Source organism: Actinopolyspora mortivallis DSM 44261 (assembly GCF_000384035.1).
In the GTDB taxonomy this organism is placed as follows: domain Bacteria; phylum Actinomycetota; class Actinomycetes; order Mycobacteriales; family Pseudonocardiaceae; genus Actinopolyspora; species Actinopolyspora mortivallis.
This window is the reverse complement of record NZ_KB913024.1, coordinates 2,659,309-2,676,399: the sequence shown is the minus strand read 5'-3', so window position 1 is coordinate 2,676,399 and position 17,091 is coordinate 2,659,309. Positions and strand designations below refer to the sequence as shown.

Below are 17,091 nucleotides of genomic sequence, written 5' to 3'. Positions count from 1 at the left end.
CGGCGGACCTCCGCGCCGAGTGGGGAGGTCCGCCGGTGGGGAAGTCGCTTCGCCCGCGCCGGGCCGGGCCGTCACCGGGACGGGCTCGCCCCTGGAGAGCGGTGCGAGGGGCCTCAGAGCTGGTTCAGCTGCCGGGCCATCGAGGACTTCTTGTTGGCCGCCTGGTTGCGGTGGATGACGCCCTTCTTGGCCGCCTTGTCCAGCGCGCGGCTCGCGGCCCGCTCCATCTCGGCGGCCTTCTCCCTGTCGCCGGCGGCAGCGGCCTCACGGAACCTGCGCATCGCGGACTTGACCGAGGTCTTGACCGCCTTGTTGCGCCGGCGGTTGCGCTCGTTGATCAGGATGCGTTTCTTGGAAGACTTGATGTTGGCCACTGGTACGCCTCTTTCTGATCGACCGGAGTGTGCTACCGCGTTCGAACGGCGCCGCCCCACCTCACGAGGTTCTCGTCCCGGTGCGACCGGGAGCGGGCGGCCTTCCTCCACGTCGGAACTGCCACGCGGTGCGGTCGGCCATGGTAGCAACGGGCTCCCGACCCCCCGCGCGTGGCCTCCGTCGGCTCGGTGTCCGACTCGTGTACGAGCCCGTCTCCACGGGCATGGGGCGCGGGGCCCGCTCAGTCCGGGGGGAGTTCGTCCTTGCGGGGTCTTCCCCTGCCACGTTGTCGCGTGGTTTCGCTGGGCAGTCTGCCCGCCTCCTGCAGTGCCTTGCGCAGCAGGAACTCCATCTGCGCGTTCGTGCTGCGCAGCTCGTCCGCCGCCCAGCGGGCGAGCGCGTCGTGCACTGCCGGATCCAGCCGGAGCAGGAAGCTCTTGCGGGAGGCCACCTGAGTTCCTCACTGGTACAGCGAGCCGGTGTTGACCACCGGTTGGGTCGCCTTGTCACCACACAGTACGACCAGCAGATTGCTGACCATAGACGCCCTGCGCTCCTCGTCCAGCTCGACGACCTGGTCCTCGGCCAGTTGTCCGAGGGCGGACTCGACCATACTCACCGCGCCCTCGACGATGCGCTGCCGTGCGGCCACGACCGCGTCGGCCTGCTGGCGTTGCAGCATCGACTGTGCGATCTCCGGGGCGTAGGCGAGGTGGGTGATCCTGGACTCGATGACCTTCACTCCGGCCGAGTACACCCGTTCGGAGATCTCCTTGGACAGCTTGGCGGTGATCTCCTGGGCGTTCTCCCGCAGTGAGAGTTCCCGTTGTCCCCGGCTGTCGTAGGCGTAACTGGTGGCGATGTGTCGCACCGCCGTCTCGGCCTGGGTCTCGACGAACTCGACGAAGTCGTCGACGCCGAAGGAGGCCTGCGCGGTGTCGTCCACCTGCCAGACCACCACGGCGGCGATCTCGATGGGGTTGCCCTCGGCGTCGTTGACCTTCATCACGCTGGTCTCGTGGTTGCGGATCCGGGTGGAGATGCGTTCCCGCGTGGTGAACGGGTTGACCCACTGCAACCCGGTAGGACGCAGGGTGCCGGTGTAGCGGCCGAGGAACTGCAGCACCCGCGCCTCGCCGGGTGAGACGGCCACGAACCCCGCGAATCCCACCAGGGTGAGGATCCCCAGCAGGAGTCCCGTCACGAGTATCCACCAGGTGGAGCTCGCGATGCCGGAAACGATCAGTGCCGTGGCCACGACCAGCAGCAGGATGCCCAGCCCGAGTATCGGAAGCCCCGGGACTCGGTGCGCGGGGTGTTCCCGGATCTCCGGTTGCGGCATCGCCACGTCCGTGTCGGTGCTCTCGGTGCTCATCGGGACCTCCTCGCTCGTTTTTTCGGTGTCCACAAGACATCATAGTGATATCACTTTTTGGTTGGGGAGCAAACCTTCGGACACGAAGGATCCCCGTCGCCGGGGACGGATCGCCGGTGTCCGGCGACCGTTCGGCGGATCCGGCCGCGATCGGGTAGGACGGGGACATGGAGGTACTCAGCAGCAGGATGATTCTGCGGCCCGGCGACCACGACCGTTCGGTACGCTTCTACCGGGACACGCTCGGACTGGCGATCCACCGCGAGTTCCCCGGCGGCACGGTGTTCTTCCTCGGTCAGGGTCTGCTGGAGGTCTCCGGCAGCGGCGGTGCCGGTCCCAGCGAGGACCAGATGCTGTGGTTGCAGGTGCGCGACGTGGTCGAGACCGTCGACGAGCTGCGCGGACGTGGGGTGGAGGTGCTTGCCGAGCCCGTGCGCCAACCCTGGGGGTTGATCGAGGGAACCGTCGCCGATCCGGACGGGATGCGGATCGTGCTGGTGCAGGTGCCGCCCGAGCACCCGCTGCGTGCCGACACGCGAGCGGGCTGAGCGGGAGGTCCGGACCGCGACCTGTCGTCGGCTGGAGTGGCCCTCCGGGAGCGGTTCCGGCGCGGCGTGTCGGGCACCGCGGACCTCACGAGGTGGTCTTTTCCGGAGCTGGCATCGGACATCCGGAACTTTCGTGGGACGATGGGGAGCAAAAGCCCGCCCGTACGCGAGTCGACATCCCGCGAGGAAGACTTCAGTGAGCACCTTCGCAGACACGACCTTCACCTCTCCTGAACGCATCAGGAACTTCTGCATCATCGCCCACATCGATCACGGCAAGTCGACCCTGGCCGACCGGGTGTTGCAGCTCACCGAGGTGCTCGACGAGCGCGCGTACCGGGACCAGTACCTGGACCGGATGGACCTGGAACGTGAACGCGGCATCACCATCAAGTCGCAGAACGTGCGGCTGCCGTGGCAGCTCGACGGCGAGGACTACGTGCTGCACCTGATCGACACGCCGGGACACGTGGACTTCACCTACGAGGTCAGTCGCTCCCTGGCGGCCTGTGAGGGAGCGATCCTGCTGGTCGACGCGGCACAGGGAATCGAGGCCCAGACCCTGGCCAACCTCTACCTGGCCATGGAGCACGACCTGGAGATCATCCCCGTGCTCAACAAGATCGACCTGCCCGCCGCGGAGCCGGACCGCTACGCCTCCGAGCTCGCCCACATCATCGGTTGCTCCGAGTCCGACGTGCTGCGGGTCTCGGCCAAGAGCGGTGAGGGCGTGGCCGATGTTCTCGACGCGGTCGTGCTCAACGTGCCCCCGCCGGAGGGAGAACAGAACTCCCCCGCCCGTGCGATGATCTTCGACTCGGTCTACGACACCTACCGGGGAGTGATCACCTACATCCGTGTCGTCGACGGCAGGATCTCCCCGAGGGAGAAGATCCGGATGATGTCCACCGGCGCCACGCACGAGCTGCTCGAGGTGGGGATCATCTCTCCGGAACAGAAGCCCTCCGAGGGGCTGGGAGTGGGGGAGGTCGGCTACCTGATCACGGGGGTGAAGGACGTTCGCCAGTCCCGGGTCGGTGACACGATCACCCTGGCCAAGGGGGGTGCGGAGGAACCGCTGCCCGGCTACCGCGATCCGATCCCGATGGTCTACTCCGGGCTCTACCCCATGGAGGGCTCGGACTACCCGGTCCTGCGGGACGCCCTGGACAAGCTGTTGCTCAACGACGCCGCGCTGACCTACGAGCCCGAGACCTCCGGGGCGCTCGGGTTCGGTTTCCGCTGCGGGTTCCTGGGGCTGCTGCACCTGGAGATCACCCGGGCCCGCCTGGAACGGGAGTTCGGGCTCAACCTGATCTCCACGGCCCCGAACGTGGTCTACGGGATCACCCTGCAGGACGGCACCGAAGTCGAGGTGACCAATCCCTCCGACTGGCCGGAGGCCAAGATCGCCGAGGTCCGTGAGCCGATCGCCAAGTGCACGATCATCGCTCCCTCGGAGTTCGTCGGTGCGATCATGGAGCTGTGCCAGGCGCGGCGGGGACGGCTCGACAGCATGGACTATCTCTCCGAGAGCCGGGTCGAGCTGCGCTACACCATGCCGCTGGCCGAGATCGTGTTCGACTTCTTCGACCACCTCAAGTCCCGCACCCGGGGGTATGCCTCCATGGACTACGAGGAGTCGGGAACCCAGGCCGCGGACCTGGTCAAGGTGGACATCCTGTTGCAGCACGAGGCGGTGGACGCGTTCAGCGCGATCGTGCACAAGGACAACGCCTACGCCTACGGCACCAGGATGGCCTCCAAGCTGCGGGAGCTCATCCCCCGCCAGCAGTTCGAGGTGCCGATCCAGGCCGCCGTGGGATCGCGGATCATCGCCCGCGAGACGATCCGGGCCATGCGCAAGGACGTGCTCGCCAAGTGCTACGGCGGCGACATCAGTCGGAAGCGCAAGCTGCTGGAGAAGCAGAAGGAAGGCAAGAAGAAGATGAAGACGGTCGGCCGCGTCGAGGTGCCGCAGGAGGCGTTCGTGGCCGCGCTGTCCACCGACGAGGGTGCCAAGGACGAGTCGTCCAAGGGCAAGAAGTAACCCCTGGGGTTTCGCGGCGACCGCGCCCGTGAGCCGCACCGGCACGTGAGGCGGGCCTCGCGGTGGTGTGGTGGGGCGGTCGAGCGCCCGCACCGTGTCCACTGGACCGCGAGACCCTCCGGCCCACGCACCGACGGGATCGACTTCCTACTCGTGGGCTTCCAGGAAGGCGTAGACGTCGGCCTCGTCCACACCCGGGAAGGTGTCCGAGGGCAGCGCGGAGAGCACGTGGGAGTGGGCCCGGGCCGAGGGCCAGACCATGCCCTGCCAGCGGTTGGCGAGTTCGGCGGGGGGACGTTGACAGCACTCCCCGTGCGGACAGCCGGACTTCGAGTGGTTGGTGGTCTCCCGTCCGCGGAACCATCGGGACTCGGTGTAGGGAACACCCAGGGTGATGGCGAAGTCCCGTCCCCGACTGGGGTCGACGTGGGCGACGCACCAGTGGGTGGCTCCCGGTTTGTCGGTGTACTGGTAGTAGGTGGAGTACCGGTCCGGTGAGGAGAACACCTGCCTGCCCGCCCAGTACCGGCACATCCGTTGGCCCTCGATCGCTCCGGTGGGATCGGCCGGGAACTCCAGGCCGTCGTTGGCGTAGGCCTTGTAGATGATGCCGGTTTCGTCGTTGCGGACGAAGTGGCACACCAGGTCCAGGTACTGGGTGGCCAGATTGGTGAAACGGTGGGCGGCCATCTCGTAGGACACGGAGAAGACGTCGCGCAGGTCCTCCACGGCGAGGTCGCGTTCCGCCTTGGCCTGCCGCAGGTACTCCACGGCCGGGGCCTCCGGGATCAGCACGGCGGCGGCGAAGTAGTTCGCCTCCACGCGTTGCCGCAGGAAGTCGGCGAAGTCGCGGGGCTGGCGGTGGCCGAGGGTGAGATGCCCCAGGGTCTGGAGCAGGATGGTGCGGGGGCTGTGCATGCCCAGCGACTCCCGGCGCAGGAAGATCCGCTTGTGCCGCAGGTCGGTGACGGAGCGGACCGAGCGGGGCAGGTCGGTGACGAACCGCAGCCCGTAACCGAGATGGGTGGCGATGGACTGGATCAGTCCCTCGGAGAGCGGCCCACCGTGGTAGCCGACCCGGTGGAGTATCCGGCCGGCGGACTTCTCGATCTCGGGGAAGTAGTTTCCGTGTTCGCGCATCATGGCGCGTAGTTCCGCGTTGGCGGCCCGGGCCTCTTCCGGGGTGGCCACGCGTTTGGTCTCCCGGCGTCGGAGTTCCTCGTAGAGCGCGAGCACGTGCTCCAGGACTTCGGTGGGGACGCGTTTGCTGATCTTCAGCGGCGGCACGTCGAGCTGCTGGTAGAGCGGGTCCAGTTGGGCCTGTTCGACGGCGATCTCCAGCTCGGCCCGACGGTTCGGTGGTTTCTTGGACATCAGCTCGTCGACCGAGCTGCCCAGTGCCGCGGCGAGTGACCTGAGTAACGAGAGCTTGGGCTCGCGGTGGCCGTTCTCCAGCAGCGAGAGCTGCGAGGGAGCGCGGTCGACGCGTTTTCCCAGCTCGGAAAGGGTGAGTCCGGCCGCCTTGCGCATGTGGCGCAGGCGCTGCCCGAACACCAGCAGGTCCTGCTCGGTGGAGAACGTGCCGCTTTCTTTCTCCGAGTCGTCCGTGAACTCCGACATGAGCTTCACTGTAACAGAAAAAATCCAAAATTTTGTCTTGATAGCTCCTCGTTTTTTCTTGGTGAGGTACCAATACTGGTCAGTAGCAGGCCGCAAGCGATCGAAAGGGACACACCATGCCTCAGCCCGGCACCCGCGAACAGGCCCTCCAGGCAGCCGAGGAACTCCGGCGCGACTGGGAGACCAACCCCCGCTGGAAGGGGGTCGAGCGCAGCTACTCGGCCGCCGACGTCATCCGTCTCCGTGGCTCCGTCCAGGAGGAGCACACACTGGCTCGGCAGGGAGCCGAGCGGCTGTGGAAGCTGCTGCACGAGAACGACTACATCCACGCCCTCGGAGCGCTGACCGGTAACCAGGCGGTCCAGCAGGTCCGCGCCGGACTGCAGGCGATCTACCTGTCCGGCTGGCAGGTCGCCGCCGACGCCAACCTGGCCGGCGAGACCTATCCGGACCAGAGCCTGTACCCCGCGAACTCCGTTCCCCAGGTGGTCCGGCGCATCAACAACGCGCTCAAGCGGGCCGACCAGGTCGCCTGGGCCGAGGCGCTGGACGCCGAGGCCACCGAGGTGGAGCAGGAGGACCGGCACTGGCTGGCCCCGATCGTCGCCGACGCCGAGGCCGGTTTCGGCGGTGTGCTCAACGCCTACGAGCTGATGAAGGGCATGATCCAGGCCGGCGCCGCCGGTGTGCACTGGGAGGACCAGCTCGCCTCCGAGAAGAAGTGCGGCCACCTCGGCGGCAAGGTGCTCATCCCCACCAGCCAGCACGTCAAGACGCTCAACTCGGCCCGGCTGGCCGCCGACGTCGCCGGGGTGCCCACTCTGGTGGTCGCGCGGACCGACGCCCAGGCCGCCACGCTGTTGACCAGCGACGTCGACGAGCGGGACCAGAAGTTCGTCACCGGTGAGCGCACCTCCGAGGGCTTCTACAAGGTCAACAACGGCATCGAGCCGTGCATCGAGCGCGGGCTCGCCTACGCGCCCTACGCCGACCTGATCTGGATGGAGACCTCGACTCCGGACCTGGACGTGGCCAAGAGGTTCGCCGAGGCGATCAAGGCCCAGTACCCGGACAAGATGCTGGCCTACAACTGCTCGCCCTCGTTCAACTGGCGCAAGAACCTGGACGACAGCACCATCGCCAAGTTCCAGCGTGAGCTCGGCCAGATGGGCTACAAGTTCCAGTTCATCACCCTGGCCGGCTTCCACGCGCTGAACTACAGCATGTTCGACCTGGCGAAGAACTACGCCTCCGAGGACATGAGCGCCTACGTCGACCTGCAGGACCGGGAGTTCGCCGCCGAGAAGGACGGCTACACCGCCACCAAGCACCAGCGGGAGGCGGGCACCGGCTACTTCGACCAGATCAGCATGGCGGTGAACCCGGACTCCTCGACCACCGCCCTGGCCGGTTCCACCGAGACGGCCCAGTTCTGAGTCGGTTGTCGGCAACCGGGCGCAACGTCGTGCGGGACGGGGCCGCGGCGCCGTCCCGAGGACCCGGATGCGCCGGGCCGCGCGGGATCCCCGGTTTCGGCGCGGTCCGACCGTCGGAAGAAGGAGGTGCACACCAGCTCCCACGACCGTGAGCACTCCACTCCTGCGGGGGTGTTCACCCAGACGCACCAGCGGCCCTGTGGCGGGGTGTGATGATCGCGATGGTGCGAGTGGGCGGGAACCCGGATCGGCGGGTTCCCGCCCACGCTTGTGTACGGCCTGGGGAAGGGCTCACACGGTTCGTCGTGCTCGTGCGGTGCCCGGTTTCCGGGGTGGCCTGCCGCCGTTGTCCCGTCCGCCTCTCCTCGCGCGGAACTTTTCTTCACCCGATCGCGTTGTGATGTAGCACACCCTTTTGCGGTGTGGTGGAGTGGGTGAATGATTGGCCCACCAAAAGTTTGTCTTCCTAGTTATGGCGTCCGCCCAGCGGTGCGGGGGAAGGGTGCGTAGGCAGATGACCGACGAGCTGGAGCACTTCATCGGAGGCGAACGTGTCGCGGGCACCTCGGGGGCCTACGACGACGTCTTCGACCCGAACACGGGCACGGTGCAGGCCAGAGTGCCGCTCGCCTCGGCCGAGGAGGTGGACTCCGCCGTGCGGGACGCGGCCGAGGCACAGCGCACGTGGGCGAGCTGGAACCCCCAACGGCGCGCCAGGGTGCTGATGAGGTTCCTCGAACTGTGTAACGAGGAGATGGACTCGTTGGCCCGGCTGCTGGCCTCCGAGCACGGCAAGACGGTCCCGGACGCCAAGGGGGACGTCCAGCGGGGTCTGGAGGTGGTCGAGTTCGCCACCGGGATCCCCCACCTGCTCAAGGGGGAGTACACCGAGGGAGCCGGTGCGGGCATCGACGTGTACTCGATGCGTCAGCCACTCGGTGTGGCTGCGGGAATCACCCCCTTCAACTTCCCAGCGATGATTCCGCTGTGGAAAGCAGCCCCCGCGATCGCCTGCGGAAACTCCTTCGTGCTCAAACCCTCCGAAAGGGACCCCTCGGTGCCGCTGCGGCTGGCCGAGCTGTTCGTCGAGGCCGGACTGCCACCCGGCGTGTTCAACGTCGTCAACGGCGGCAAGACGGCCGTGGACTCCCTGCTGCTGCACCGGGAGGTGGCCGCCGTCGGCTTCGTCGGCTCCTCCGACATCGCCGAGTACATCTACTCCACGGCAGCGGCCCACGGCAAACGCGCGCAGTGCTTCGGCGGCGCCAAGAACCACATGATCATCATGCCGGACGCCGACCTGGACCAGGCGGTGGAGGCGCTGGTGGGAGCGGGGTACGGTTCCGCCGGCGAACGCTGCATGGCCATCTCGGCGGCCGTGCCGGTCGGACAGCCCACCGCCGAGGCACTCGTGGAGAAACTGACCGAGCGGGTCCGCCGACTGCGGACGGGAACCAGCTTCGACGAGTCCGCCGACTTCGGACCGCTGGTGACCGAGCAGGCCAGGAAGCGGGTCGAGGACTACATCGCCCTCGGGGTCGCCGAAGGCGCGGACCTGCTGGTCGACGGTCGCGGGTTCCGGATGCCGGGCCACGAGGACGGGTTCTTCCTCGGTGCCTCGCTGTTCGACAACGTCACCCCCGAGATGCGGATATACCGCGAGGAGATCTTCGGGCCGGTGCTGTCGGTGGTGCGCGCGGCCGACTACGAGGAGGCGCTGCGCCTGCCCAGCGAACACGAGTACGGCAACGGAGTCGCGATATTCACCAGGGACGGCGACTCGGCACGGGAGTTCGCCAGCAGGGTCAACACCGGAATGGTCGGTGTCAACGTCCCCATCCCGGTCCCGATCGCCTACCACACCTTCGGCGGGTGGAAACGTTCCGGCTTCGGGGACCTCAACCAGCACGGCCCGGACTCCATCCGGTTCTACACCAGAACCAAGACCGTGACCTCGCGCTGGCCCTCCGGGCGCAAGGAGGACGCCAGCTTCACCATCCCGACGATGCACTGACCCCGCGACCGGCCGCGAACACCGACGGTGTTCCGAGTGCCGGGAAGGGCCCCGTGGGAGCGGCGTCGGCGATCCCGTCGCGCGATCACGGGGCACCCGTGGCGGGACGACAGGTCGACAGCGAGGAAACGACGTCGCGATCCGACGTCACGACCGAGCAGGAGTTCCCAGTGACCGCTTCCGTCGCAGCGACAGCATCGCCGCGGTCCCCGTTCGCCCTCACGGAGGACCAGCGTGCGATCAAGGAGACCGCCGGTGAGTTCGCGGCCGAACGTATCGCCCCCCACGCGCAGGAGTGGGACCGCGACAAGCACTTTCCCGTGGACGTGCTCGGGGAGGCGGGCGATCTCGGCATGGGAGGTGTCTACGTCGACGAGCAGTACGGGGGCAGCGGGCTCAGCCGCTTCGACGCCGCGCTCGTCTTCGAGGAACTGGCCACCGGCTGTCCCACCATCGCGGCCTACGTCTCGATACACAACATGGCCGCCTGGATGATCGACGCCTACGGCGACCACGAGCAGCGCGCCGCCTGGCTGCCGCGGATGTGCTCCATGCGACGACTGGGCAGTTACTGTCTCACCGAGCCCGAGGCGGGCTCCGACGCGGCCGCGCTGCGCACCAGGGCGGTGCGCGACGGCGACCACTACGTGGTCAACGGCGTCAAGCAGTTCATCTCCGGAAGTGGCTACGCGGGCGTCTACGTGGTGATGGTGCGCACCGGCGAGCCCGGCCCGAGGGGCATCTCCACGCTGGTGGTCGACGGCGAGACCGAGGGGATCTCGTTCGGGCCGGAGGAGCGGAAGATGGGCTGGAACGCCCAGCCCACCCGGCAGGTCGTCTTCACCGACGCGCGGGTTCCCGTGGGCAACCGGCTCGGGGAGGAGGGCGACGGTTTCCGGATCGCCATGTCCGGACTGGACGGAGGACGACTCAACATCGGAGCGTGCTCCCTGGGCGGGGCGCGTTCCGCCCTGGAACTCAGCACCACCTACGCCGAACAGCGGCACGCCTTCGGCTCCCGCATCGGCGACTTCCAGGCCGTGCGTTTCAAGCTCGCCGACATGGCCACCGAGCTGGAGGCCGCCCGCACCCTGCTGTGGCGGGCCGCGGCCGCGCTCGACGCCCGTGACCCGGAGGCCACGCGGCTGTGCGCCATGGCGAAACGCCTCGCCACCGACAGCGGTTTCCGCGTGGCCAACGAGGCTCTTCAGATCCACGGGGGTTACGGATACCTTTCCGAGTACGGACTGGAGAAGATCGTGCGTGACCTCCGGGTACACCAGATCCTGGAAGGCACGAACGAGATCATGCGTTTGATCATTTCCCGTGGACTGTTGGAGTCTGACTCATGACCACCCAGGAGAACGCCGAGCAGCAGGTGCTGTTCGAGGTACAGGGCGCGTTGGGGCGGATCACGCTCAACCGGCCGAAGGCCCTGAACTCGTTGACCTTCGACATGGTGCGGGCGGTCACGTCCGCGCTGGAGCAGTGGCGCACCGACGACCGGGTGCGTGCCGTGCTCGTCGAGGGGGCCGGGGAACGCGGCCTGTGCGCGGGCGGCGACATCCGTGCCATGTACGACGCGGTCAGGGCCGGACGGGTCGACCTCACCGAGACGTTCTGGGCCGCCGAGTACCGGATGAACGCCGCGTTGGCCCGCTACCCCAAGCCGGTCGTGGGGATCATGGACGGCATCTGCATGGGCGGTGGCGTCGGGATCTCGGCACACGGTTCGCACCGGGTGGTCACCGAGCGGTCCAAGGTGGGGATGCCCGAGGTGGGAATCGGTTTCGCCCCCGACGTGGGGGGAACCTACCTGCTCTCCCGCGCCCCCGGTGAGCTGGGCACGCACCTGGCGCTGACCGGGGAGCCGGTGAGCGGGGCCGACGCGCTGCACTGCGGCCTGGCCGACCACTACGTGCCCGGTACGGACCTGGACGACCTCGTCACCGCGCTCACCTCCGGTGAGGTCGACGCCTGCCTGGAGAAGTACTCCACCACGCCGCCGCGTTCCGAGCTGGGGCGGGCCGCCGCCTGGATCGACGAGGTCTACGCCCGGGACTCGGTCGAGGAGATCCTGGAAGGGTTGCGTTCCCGACCCGAGGAGGAGGCCCAGCGGGCCGCGAGCACGATCGCCACGAAGTCCCCCACCTCGTTGAAGGTCACGTTGCGGGAGCTGCGCGGCGCCCGGGAGCTCGACTCCCTGGAACGGGCGCTGGAGCAGGAGTACCGCGTGTCGCTGGGGTGCGTCCACCGCGGCGACTTCATGGAGGGGGTGCGCGCGACGGTGGTGGACAAGGACCGTAATCCCTCCTGGTCACCGGCCACCCTGGCGGAGGTCGACGAGGAGCGGGTCGCCGCCTTTTTCGAACGTCCGGCCGGTGGGGACCTCGTGCTCCCCACCTGAGCCCGAGCCCCCGGCCGCAGGAACTGTCGGATCACGAGAAAGGTGGATCGGCCATGGCTGTCATCGGATTCATCGGGCTGGGACACATGGGAGGCCCGATGTCGGCGAACCTGGTCAAAGCCGGACACACCGTACGGGGCTTCGACCTCGCGTCCGAGGCGACGCGGCGGGCCGCCGAACACGGGGTGACGGTCGCCGCTTCGGCGGTCGAGGCGGTGGAAGGGGTCGATGCCGTGGTCACCATGCTGCCGGGGGGTCAACACCTGCTGGAGTGCTACGACCGGATCCTCGCGGCCGTCTCACCCGGGACACTGCTGATCGACTCCTCGACGGTGGACGTCGCCGACGCGCGACGGGCGCACGAGCTGGCCGAGGAGGCCGGTCTGGACTCCGTGGACGCGCCGGTCTCCGGCGGCACCGCCGGAGCGGAGGCGGGGACGCTGACCTTCATGGTGGGGGGAACCGAGCGGGCCTACCTGGCCGCGCGGGACTTCCTCGAACCGATGGCCCGCAAGGTGATCCACTGCGGCGGTGCGGGCAACGGGCAGGTCACCAAGATGTGCAACAACCTCATGCTGGCGACCTCGATGCTCGGGGTGGCCGAGGCCTTCGTGCTCGGCGAGCGACTCGGGCTGTCCCACCGGGCGCTGTACGACGTCGCTTCGGTGTCCACCGGCCAGTGCTGGTCGCTGACCACCAACTGTCCCGTTCCGGACATGGTGGAGACCAGCCGGGCCAACCACGACTACGAGCCCGGTTTCGCCGCCTCCCTGATGCTCAAGGACCTGGGGCTGGCGGTCTCGGCCGCGGACCGCAGTGGCGCGGACACGGAACTGGCCCGGCTGGCCGCGCGGATCTACGAACGCTTCAACGAGGAGGGCGGTGGCGGCTACGACTTCAGCGCCGTGATCGACTCCATCAGGCGCCACTCCGGGGAGGTGGGCACGGAGCAGCGGGGCTGAGCCCGACCCTGGTGCTCTCTCCGCTGCGGTGCCCGCCGGGAGACGCCGTGGCCTCCGGGACGCCCGTCGCGCAGGCGGGTGTCCTGCGGGGTAGGCTGGCTTGCCGTGATGGGCGGAGTGGTCGCGGTGTGGGACGGGATCGAGTCGTGGCTGGTGATGCTGCCCTACCCGTTCCAGGTGACGCTGGTGCTGGCCGTGCTCATCCCCCTGTGCTGGCTCGTGGCTCGGGGCCTCGACCGTGGGGTGGACGAACTCGTGGCCAGGTTGACGAGGACACGCGAGGCCGACCCTCCGGTGCGTGTGGGGCGGCGGCGTGTTCGCGTGCGAACCGGCACGGGCCTTATCGTGAAGGGGCGACGTGTCGAAGCGGAGTAGTGCGGCGTCCCCCGCCGGAGAGTTCCGGGGGAGGCGCGGGTGAGTTCGCGAGGCCGCGTCACGTTCGTGTTGCTGGTGATGCTCGCCCTGGTGGTCTTCGGGTGGCTCGCCGAGCACGTGGACCTCGTGTGAGCGGCGAGACGGCGGTTTCGGTGCGGAGCGCGAATCGTGGGCGACTGACGATGAGTCCGGTGGGGTTTCCGAGACGGGGTTCGAGAAGGGACGTCGAGGTGGTCGAATCCGCTCCGTTGCCCGTGTTCGCCACCACCGGTGAGGCGGTGCGCCGGGCCCGGGCTTCGGGAGCTTTCCCACACGTGCTCGACGGCGGTGAGGTGTTCGGCAAGAGGGCCATGCTGGACGCCGTGGCGGCGACACTGTCCTTCCCCGAGTGGGCGGGGCGGAACCTGGACGCACTGTACGACTGTCTGATCGACCTGTGTTGGCTGCCGCCGGGGGAGCACGTGCTGGTGTGGTCGCGTCACCGCGTGCTGGCCGAGCACGACCCGAAAACCTACCGCCGGATCGGCACGGTGCTGCGCACCGCCACCGGAGCTTCCGGTGAGCGGGTGTTCCGGGCGGTGTGCGCCGACGACGAACCCGGCGGGTGAACCGCACGGCAGTCCCACCCTCTTCGGTGGGGGCGGGGTCGGGGGGGACCCCGCCCGGTGGTCTTCCACGCAGCTCAGCGCTCCCAGGAGGGCGAGCGTTTCTCGGCGAAGGCCCGCATTCCCTCGGCCGCCTCCTCGCTGGCGAAGTGGCGGGCCGACAGCTCCAGCATGTTCGCGAAGTCCGTACGCATATCCTCCGGTCGGGGAGTGCGCAGCATCTCCTTGGTGGCGGCCAGGGCGTTCGGAGCTCCCTTGGCCAGCATCCGCGCGTAGCGGTCCACTTCGGCGTCCAGCTCCCCGGCGGAGACCGCGGAGTTGAGCAGGCCGATCTCGACCGCCCTGCGCGCGTCGAAGGTCTCGCCGGTGAGGAACAGTTCGTGGGCCTGCCGGGGGTGCAGCCTGGGAAGTACGGTGACCGAGATCACCGCGGGGACGACGCCGATGCGCACCTCGCTGAACGCGAAGGTGGCCTCCTCCGCCGCCACCGCGATGTCGGCCGCGGCGACCAGCCCCAGACCGCCGGCGCGGGCCGGACCGGCGAGCTTGGCGATCACGGGTTTCGGGCTGGTCCACACGCGTTCCACCAGCTGCGGGACCTCGTTGATGCCCTGGTTCCGCGCGTCCTCGGTGCGGGACTCCTTCAGGTCCATCCCGGCGCAGAACACGGATCCGGTGTGGGCCAGTACGATCAGACGGACCTCGGGGTCGGCGAGGGCACCGTCCAGCGCCTCCAGCAGCTCGTGACGCAACCGTCTCGACAGGGCGTTGCGATTGTGCGGTGAGTCGAGGGTGATCGTGGCGATCCCGTTGTCCACAACGCGATGCACGAGTTCGTCAGCCATGCGCCGCAGCCTAGTCGGGAGAGGACCGCTGTGACGAGATCGACGACGAAATCCTGGGAAGCCCTGATTCAGTTCACCGGGTAGCGCTCGAACCACTCGGGGGTCTCCGGGGGAGCGGGGCCGAACTCCAGCGCGGCGTCGGTGGCCATGCGTTCCACGGTCTCGCGCAGCTCCAGTTCCCGGGTCCAGCGTTCCTCCACCGTCTCCGGAGCCGAGGCGGCCAACAGCCCCCCGGCCACCGCCCCGCACACCGCACTGTCCCCCGAGTGGTTGACCGCCGTCCGGATGCCCAGGGCGAAGTCCCCCCGTGCGCAGAGCGCGGAGTAGACCCCGATCCCCAAAGCCCCCACGGCGGTGAATCCGGTGCCGAAGGTTCCGGTGACGCGTTCCGGCGGGACCGGCCCCTCCTCGGCCAGGTCCACGGCGGTGGCCAGGGTGGACCGAACGTGCTCCCCTTCCTCCCGGCGCTCCACCATCGCCAGGGCCTCCGCCACCGACTCGGACAGCGGGACTCCCCGTAACAGCCGGGAGACCACCACGGCCAGGCTCGCCGTGCCCATCCGGGCGTCGGGGTGACCGTGGGTGAGCCCGGCCAGCTCGGCGGCCACCCGGAACGTCTCGGCCGGGTCCGCGCTCCACAGCGCGGCGGGAACGGCGCGTAACAGGGCCGTGCCGCCGTCGGAGTCGCTCTCCGGTGTCTGCGGGTCCCCCATCTCCCGTTGCCCCTTGGCGAAGGCGATCAGCGTGCGCATCATGGTCCGTCCCGGCGTGCGGGTCTGGAACAGTCCGCGCAGGCCCACCAGCCAACCGTCCGGTTCGGGTGCCACCGACAGGAACTTCCCGGCGGCGCGGGGCCAGCTCAGGTGCTGGGTGTGCAGCCACCGCTGGTAGGCGTGCTGCACGTACCCGGTCGGGAGGTCGACCTCCGTCCCGCGCCGGGCGAGCCCGGCACGAACCATCCCCTCCAGGGTGAACAGCAGGATCTGCGTCTCGCTGCCGATCCGCCCCGAGGGATGGCCCGCGGGCACGTACTCCAGCAGCCCCGAGGGACCGTAGCGGTCCGTGATCTCCTGCCAGGAGTCCCCGGCCACCGCCCCTCCGAGCGCCTCGCCGACGGCGCAGCCGAGCACGCAGTGCGTGAAGAGCCCCTGCCAGACCTCGCTGGTGCGGTACTGCCCGCTCGGTTCGTCCTCGTCGTTCTCCGCGGCTTCCTCGAAGGTCGGGACTGTCGGAGGAGACTCCCCCCGCCGCGGGGCGTCGCCGGCAGTCACCCCGAACTCGCGTACCGCCTCGGCGGTGACTCGTTCGACCAGGGGATCGACGCGCGGAACCCGCCCCGTGACCTCGTGAAGCCGGTCCGGACCGTGGCGGGCTCCGAACAGCTGCCCGCAGAGCAGCGCCGAGACGAGGGTGTCTCCGCCGTGGTCGACGGCCACCCGCAGTGCCCCGGCGAAGTCCTCGGGAGAGCTGATCACCGCGCGCAGCGCCACGGCCAACGCCCCGGCCCCCGTCCGGCAGTCCGCTGCGGCCTCCAGGTTCCTCCTGGTGGGACGGCTCCCCGCCGGGCGGAACCCGCTCAGCCGCACGGCTTCGGCCACCTCGGGGCAGACACGTTCGCGTCCGGCCAGTTCCACGGCCTCGGCGGCGCAGGATCGCGGGTCACCACCCCGCATCAGTCCGAACAGGACGGCCGCGGCGAGCCCGGCGGGCCGGTACCCCCGGAGGCCGCCGTGCGTCAGGGCGGCCATCCGTTCGCCCAGCAGCAGGGCCGAGGACGGGTTCTCCGCCCACAGCGCCGCCGCGACCGCCGCGACCGGAACGGCACCGGCCGACTCGGCGGTGTTGACGGGTTCCTCCGGGGTGCCGGGGCGAGCGCCCTCCTCGATGCGGCCCAGGGTGAACAGCGTCACCGGATCGGCCTCACCACCCGGAGAACTCCGGGAATCGACGGTAGGCTCTCCGTCCGCGACACCGCCCCCACAGGCGGACGAGTCGGGGCACTCGGGGTGGGTGGCTCCGTGGGGGTGCGGCAGACACCGCTGACCGCGTAGCATCGCCTCCACCGGGTGGGCCTCGCCGTGCTGGTGGAACTCGGCCCGCGCCCGAACCAGTTCGTCAACAACGGACAGAACCGTGCTCGTGCGCGGCACCTCCGGGGCCCGCCGGACGAACGTCTCGGCCACCGCGCACCCCCGGAGCATGCCCAGCAACCTTCCCCGCGCCTCGGGACAGTCGCCGAACAACGTTCCCGTCTCCGTTCCGGGGACGCTGCCGGTGTGCGTGAGCCCGTTTTCCAGCGTTCTCGCCCACAACGGTCCGTGCGGATCGGTGCGGAGCAGCCGCCAGTGGTTCAGCAGGGCGCGCTCCCGCCCGTCCCGCAGCGGGGGTCGTACGGAACGTCGCCTGTCCGCGCGGAACCTCGCGAGCAGCCGCGCCTCGTCCTCCCCGAGGGGAGTCGTCGTCTCCTCCACGGCACCAG

The 17,091-nt window shown here is 69.1% G+C and carries 15 protein-coding genes; 9 read left to right on the top strand and 6 right to left on the bottom strand.

Features of this window, described 5'->3' with window-relative positions; all coding sequences use genetic code 11:
- Nucleotides 1–113: 113 nt before the first annotated feature.
- The 3 genes from rpsT to ACTMO_RS0112590 all read right to left on the bottom strand — a co-directional run bounded on the left by rpsT (nucleotide 114) and on the right by ACTMO_RS0112590 (nucleotide 1,750).
- Complete coding sequence (gene rpsT, locus ACTMO_RS0112600; RefSeq protein ID WP_019855050.1) at nucleotides 114–374, bottom strand: 30S ribosomal protein S20; 261 nt, start codon at nucleotides 372–374, stop codon at nucleotides 114–116.
- A 242-nt stretch (nucleotides 375–616) separates the two neighbouring features.
- A complete protein-coding gene (locus tag ACTMO_RS0112595) occupies nucleotides 617–826 on the bottom strand; it encodes a type II toxin-antitoxin system antitoxin (protein ID WP_019855049.1) in 210 nt (69 codons plus the stop codon).
- Between the two features lie 9 nt (nucleotides 827–835).
- On the bottom strand, nucleotides 836–1,750 hold the full coding sequence (locus tag ACTMO_RS0112590) for an SPFH domain-containing protein (RefSeq protein ID WP_019855048.1): 915 nt from the start codon (nucleotides 1,748–1,750) through the stop codon (nucleotides 836–838).
- 167 nt (nucleotides 1,751–1,917) lie between these two features.
- Between ACTMO_RS0112590 and ACTMO_RS0112585 the strand changes: the two genes are divergently transcribed.
- Together ACTMO_RS0112585 and lepA are read left to right on the top strand one after the other, a co-directional pair.
- The gene (locus ACTMO_RS0112585; RefSeq protein WP_019855047.1) at nucleotides 1,918–2,298 is read left to right on the top strand and encodes a VOC family protein; all 381 of its coding nucleotides are present in this window, start codon (nucleotides 1,918–1,920) and stop codon (nucleotides 2,296–2,298) included.
- 196 nt (nucleotides 2,299–2,494) lie between these two features.
- Nucleotides 2,495–4,348 carry a translation elongation factor 4 gene (lepA, locus tag ACTMO_RS0112580; protein WP_019855046.1) on the top strand — a complete coding sequence of 618 codons (1,854 nt, stop codon included), beginning with the start codon at nucleotides 2,495–2,497 and terminating at the stop codon, nucleotides 4,346–4,348.
- A 147-nt stretch (nucleotides 4,349–4,495) separates the two neighbouring features.
- Here the strand turns inward: lepA and ACTMO_RS0112575 are convergent, their stop codons facing one another.
- Nucleotides 4,496–5,968, bottom strand: a complete 1,473-nt coding sequence (locus tag ACTMO_RS0112575; protein WP_026449179.1) for an XRE family transcriptional regulator — start codon at nucleotides 5,966–5,968, stop codon at nucleotides 4,496–4,498.
- Nucleotides 5,969–6,084: 116 nt separating this feature from the next.
- Here ACTMO_RS0112575 and aceA point away from each other — a divergent pair, with 116 nt between their 5' ends.
- From aceA to ACTMO_RS0112535, 7 genes are all read left to right on the top strand, one after another.
- The gene (gene aceA / locus ACTMO_RS0112570; RefSeq protein ID WP_019855044.1) at nucleotides 6,085–7,404 is read left to right on the top strand and encodes an isocitrate lyase; all 1,320 of its coding nucleotides are present in this window, start codon (nucleotides 6,085–6,087) and stop codon (nucleotides 7,402–7,404) included.
- A gap of 514 nt (nucleotides 7,405–7,918) precedes the next feature.
- Nucleotides 7,919–9,418, top strand: a complete 1,500-nt coding sequence (locus tag ACTMO_RS0112565) for a CoA-acylating methylmalonate-semialdehyde dehydrogenase (RefSeq protein ID WP_019855043.1) — start codon at nucleotides 7,919–7,921, stop codon at nucleotides 9,416–9,418.
- Nucleotides 9,419–9,588: 170 nt separating this feature from the next.
- Nucleotides 9,589–10,770 carry an acyl-CoA dehydrogenase family protein gene (locus tag ACTMO_RS0112560; RefSeq protein WP_026449178.1) on the top strand — a complete coding sequence of 394 codons (1,182 nt, stop codon included), beginning with the start codon at nucleotides 9,589–9,591 and terminating at the stop codon, nucleotides 10,768–10,770.
- On the top strand, nucleotides 10,767–11,825 hold the full coding sequence (locus tag ACTMO_RS0112555) for an enoyl-CoA hydratase/isomerase family protein (protein WP_019855041.1): 1,059 nt from the start codon (nucleotides 10,767–10,769) through the stop codon (nucleotides 11,823–11,825). Before ACTMO_RS0112560 ends, ACTMO_RS0112555 begins: the two co-directional genes overlap by 4 nt.
- A 53-nt stretch (nucleotides 11,826–11,878) precedes the next feature.
- Complete coding sequence (mmsB, locus tag ACTMO_RS0112550) at nucleotides 11,879–12,787, top strand: 3-hydroxyisobutyrate dehydrogenase (RefSeq protein ID WP_019855040.1); 909 nt, start codon at nucleotides 11,879–11,881, stop codon at nucleotides 12,785–12,787.
- Between the two features lie 108 nt (nucleotides 12,788–12,895).
- Nucleotides 12,896–13,162: a hypothetical protein gene (locus ACTMO_RS0112545; protein WP_019855039.1), complete on the top strand. Its 267-nt coding sequence runs from the start codon at nucleotides 12,896–12,898 to the stop codon at nucleotides 13,160–13,162.
- Nucleotides 13,163–13,392: 230 nt separating this feature from the next.
- Nucleotides 13,393–13,770 carry a barstar family protein gene (locus ACTMO_RS0112535; protein WP_245556150.1) on the top strand — a complete coding sequence of 126 codons (378 nt, stop codon included), beginning with the start codon at nucleotides 13,393–13,395 and terminating at the stop codon, nucleotides 13,768–13,770.
- Nucleotides 13,771–13,844: 74 nt separating this feature from the next.
- Here ACTMO_RS0112535 and ACTMO_RS0112530 read toward each other — a convergent pair whose 3' ends face one another.
- Both ACTMO_RS0112530 and ACTMO_RS0112525 read right to left on the bottom strand, forming a co-directional pair.
- Nucleotides 13,845–14,612 carry an enoyl-CoA hydratase-related protein gene (locus ACTMO_RS0112530; protein ID WP_026449176.1) on the bottom strand — a complete coding sequence of 256 codons (768 nt, stop codon included), beginning with the start codon at nucleotides 14,610–14,612 and terminating at the stop codon, nucleotides 13,845–13,847.
- Nucleotides 14,613–14,680: 68 nt separating this feature from the next.
- A complete protein-coding gene (locus tag ACTMO_RS0112525) occupies nucleotides 14,681–17,083 on the bottom strand; it encodes an ADP-ribosylglycohydrolase family protein (RefSeq protein ID WP_019855035.1) in 2,403 nt (800 codons plus the stop codon).
- Nucleotides 17,084–17,091 lie beyond the last annotated feature (8 nt).

Excerpts from the sequence above, each read along its gene's own strand:
- ACTMO_RS0112590 (WP_019855048.1), bottom strand. The coding sequence starts at position 1,750 with ATGAGCACCGAGAGCACCGACACGGACGTGGCGATGCCGCAACCGGAG.
- ACTMO_RS0112585 (WP_019855047.1), top strand. The coding sequence starts at position 1,918 with ATGGAGGTACTCAGCAGCAGGATGATTCTGCGGCCCGGCGACCACGAC.
- ACTMO_RS0112575 (WP_026449179.1), bottom strand. The coding sequence starts at position 5,968 with ATGTCGGAGTTCACGGACGACTCGGAGAAAGAAAGCGGCACGTTCTCC.
- aceA (WP_019855044.1), top strand. The coding sequence starts at position 6,085 with ATGCCTCAGCCCGGCACCCGCGAACAGGCCCTCCAGGCAGCCGAGGAA.
- ACTMO_RS0112565 (WP_019855043.1), top strand. The coding sequence starts at position 7,919 with ATGACCGACGAGCTGGAGCACTTCATCGGAGGCGAACGTGTCGCGGGC.
- ACTMO_RS0112555 (WP_019855041.1), top strand. The coding sequence starts at position 10,767 with ATGACCACCCAGGAGAACGCCGAGCAGCAGGTGCTGTTCGAGGTACAG.
- mmsB (WP_019855040.1), top strand. The coding sequence starts at position 11,879 with ATGGCTGTCATCGGATTCATCGGGCTGGGACACATGGGAGGCCCGATG.
- ACTMO_RS0112545 (WP_019855039.1), top strand. The coding sequence starts at position 12,896 with ATGGGCGGAGTGGTCGCGGTGTGGGACGGGATCGAGTCGTGGCTGGTG.
- ACTMO_RS0112530 (WP_026449176.1), bottom strand. The coding sequence starts at position 14,612 with ATGGCTGACGAACTCGTGCATCGCGTTGTGGACAACGGGATCGCCACG.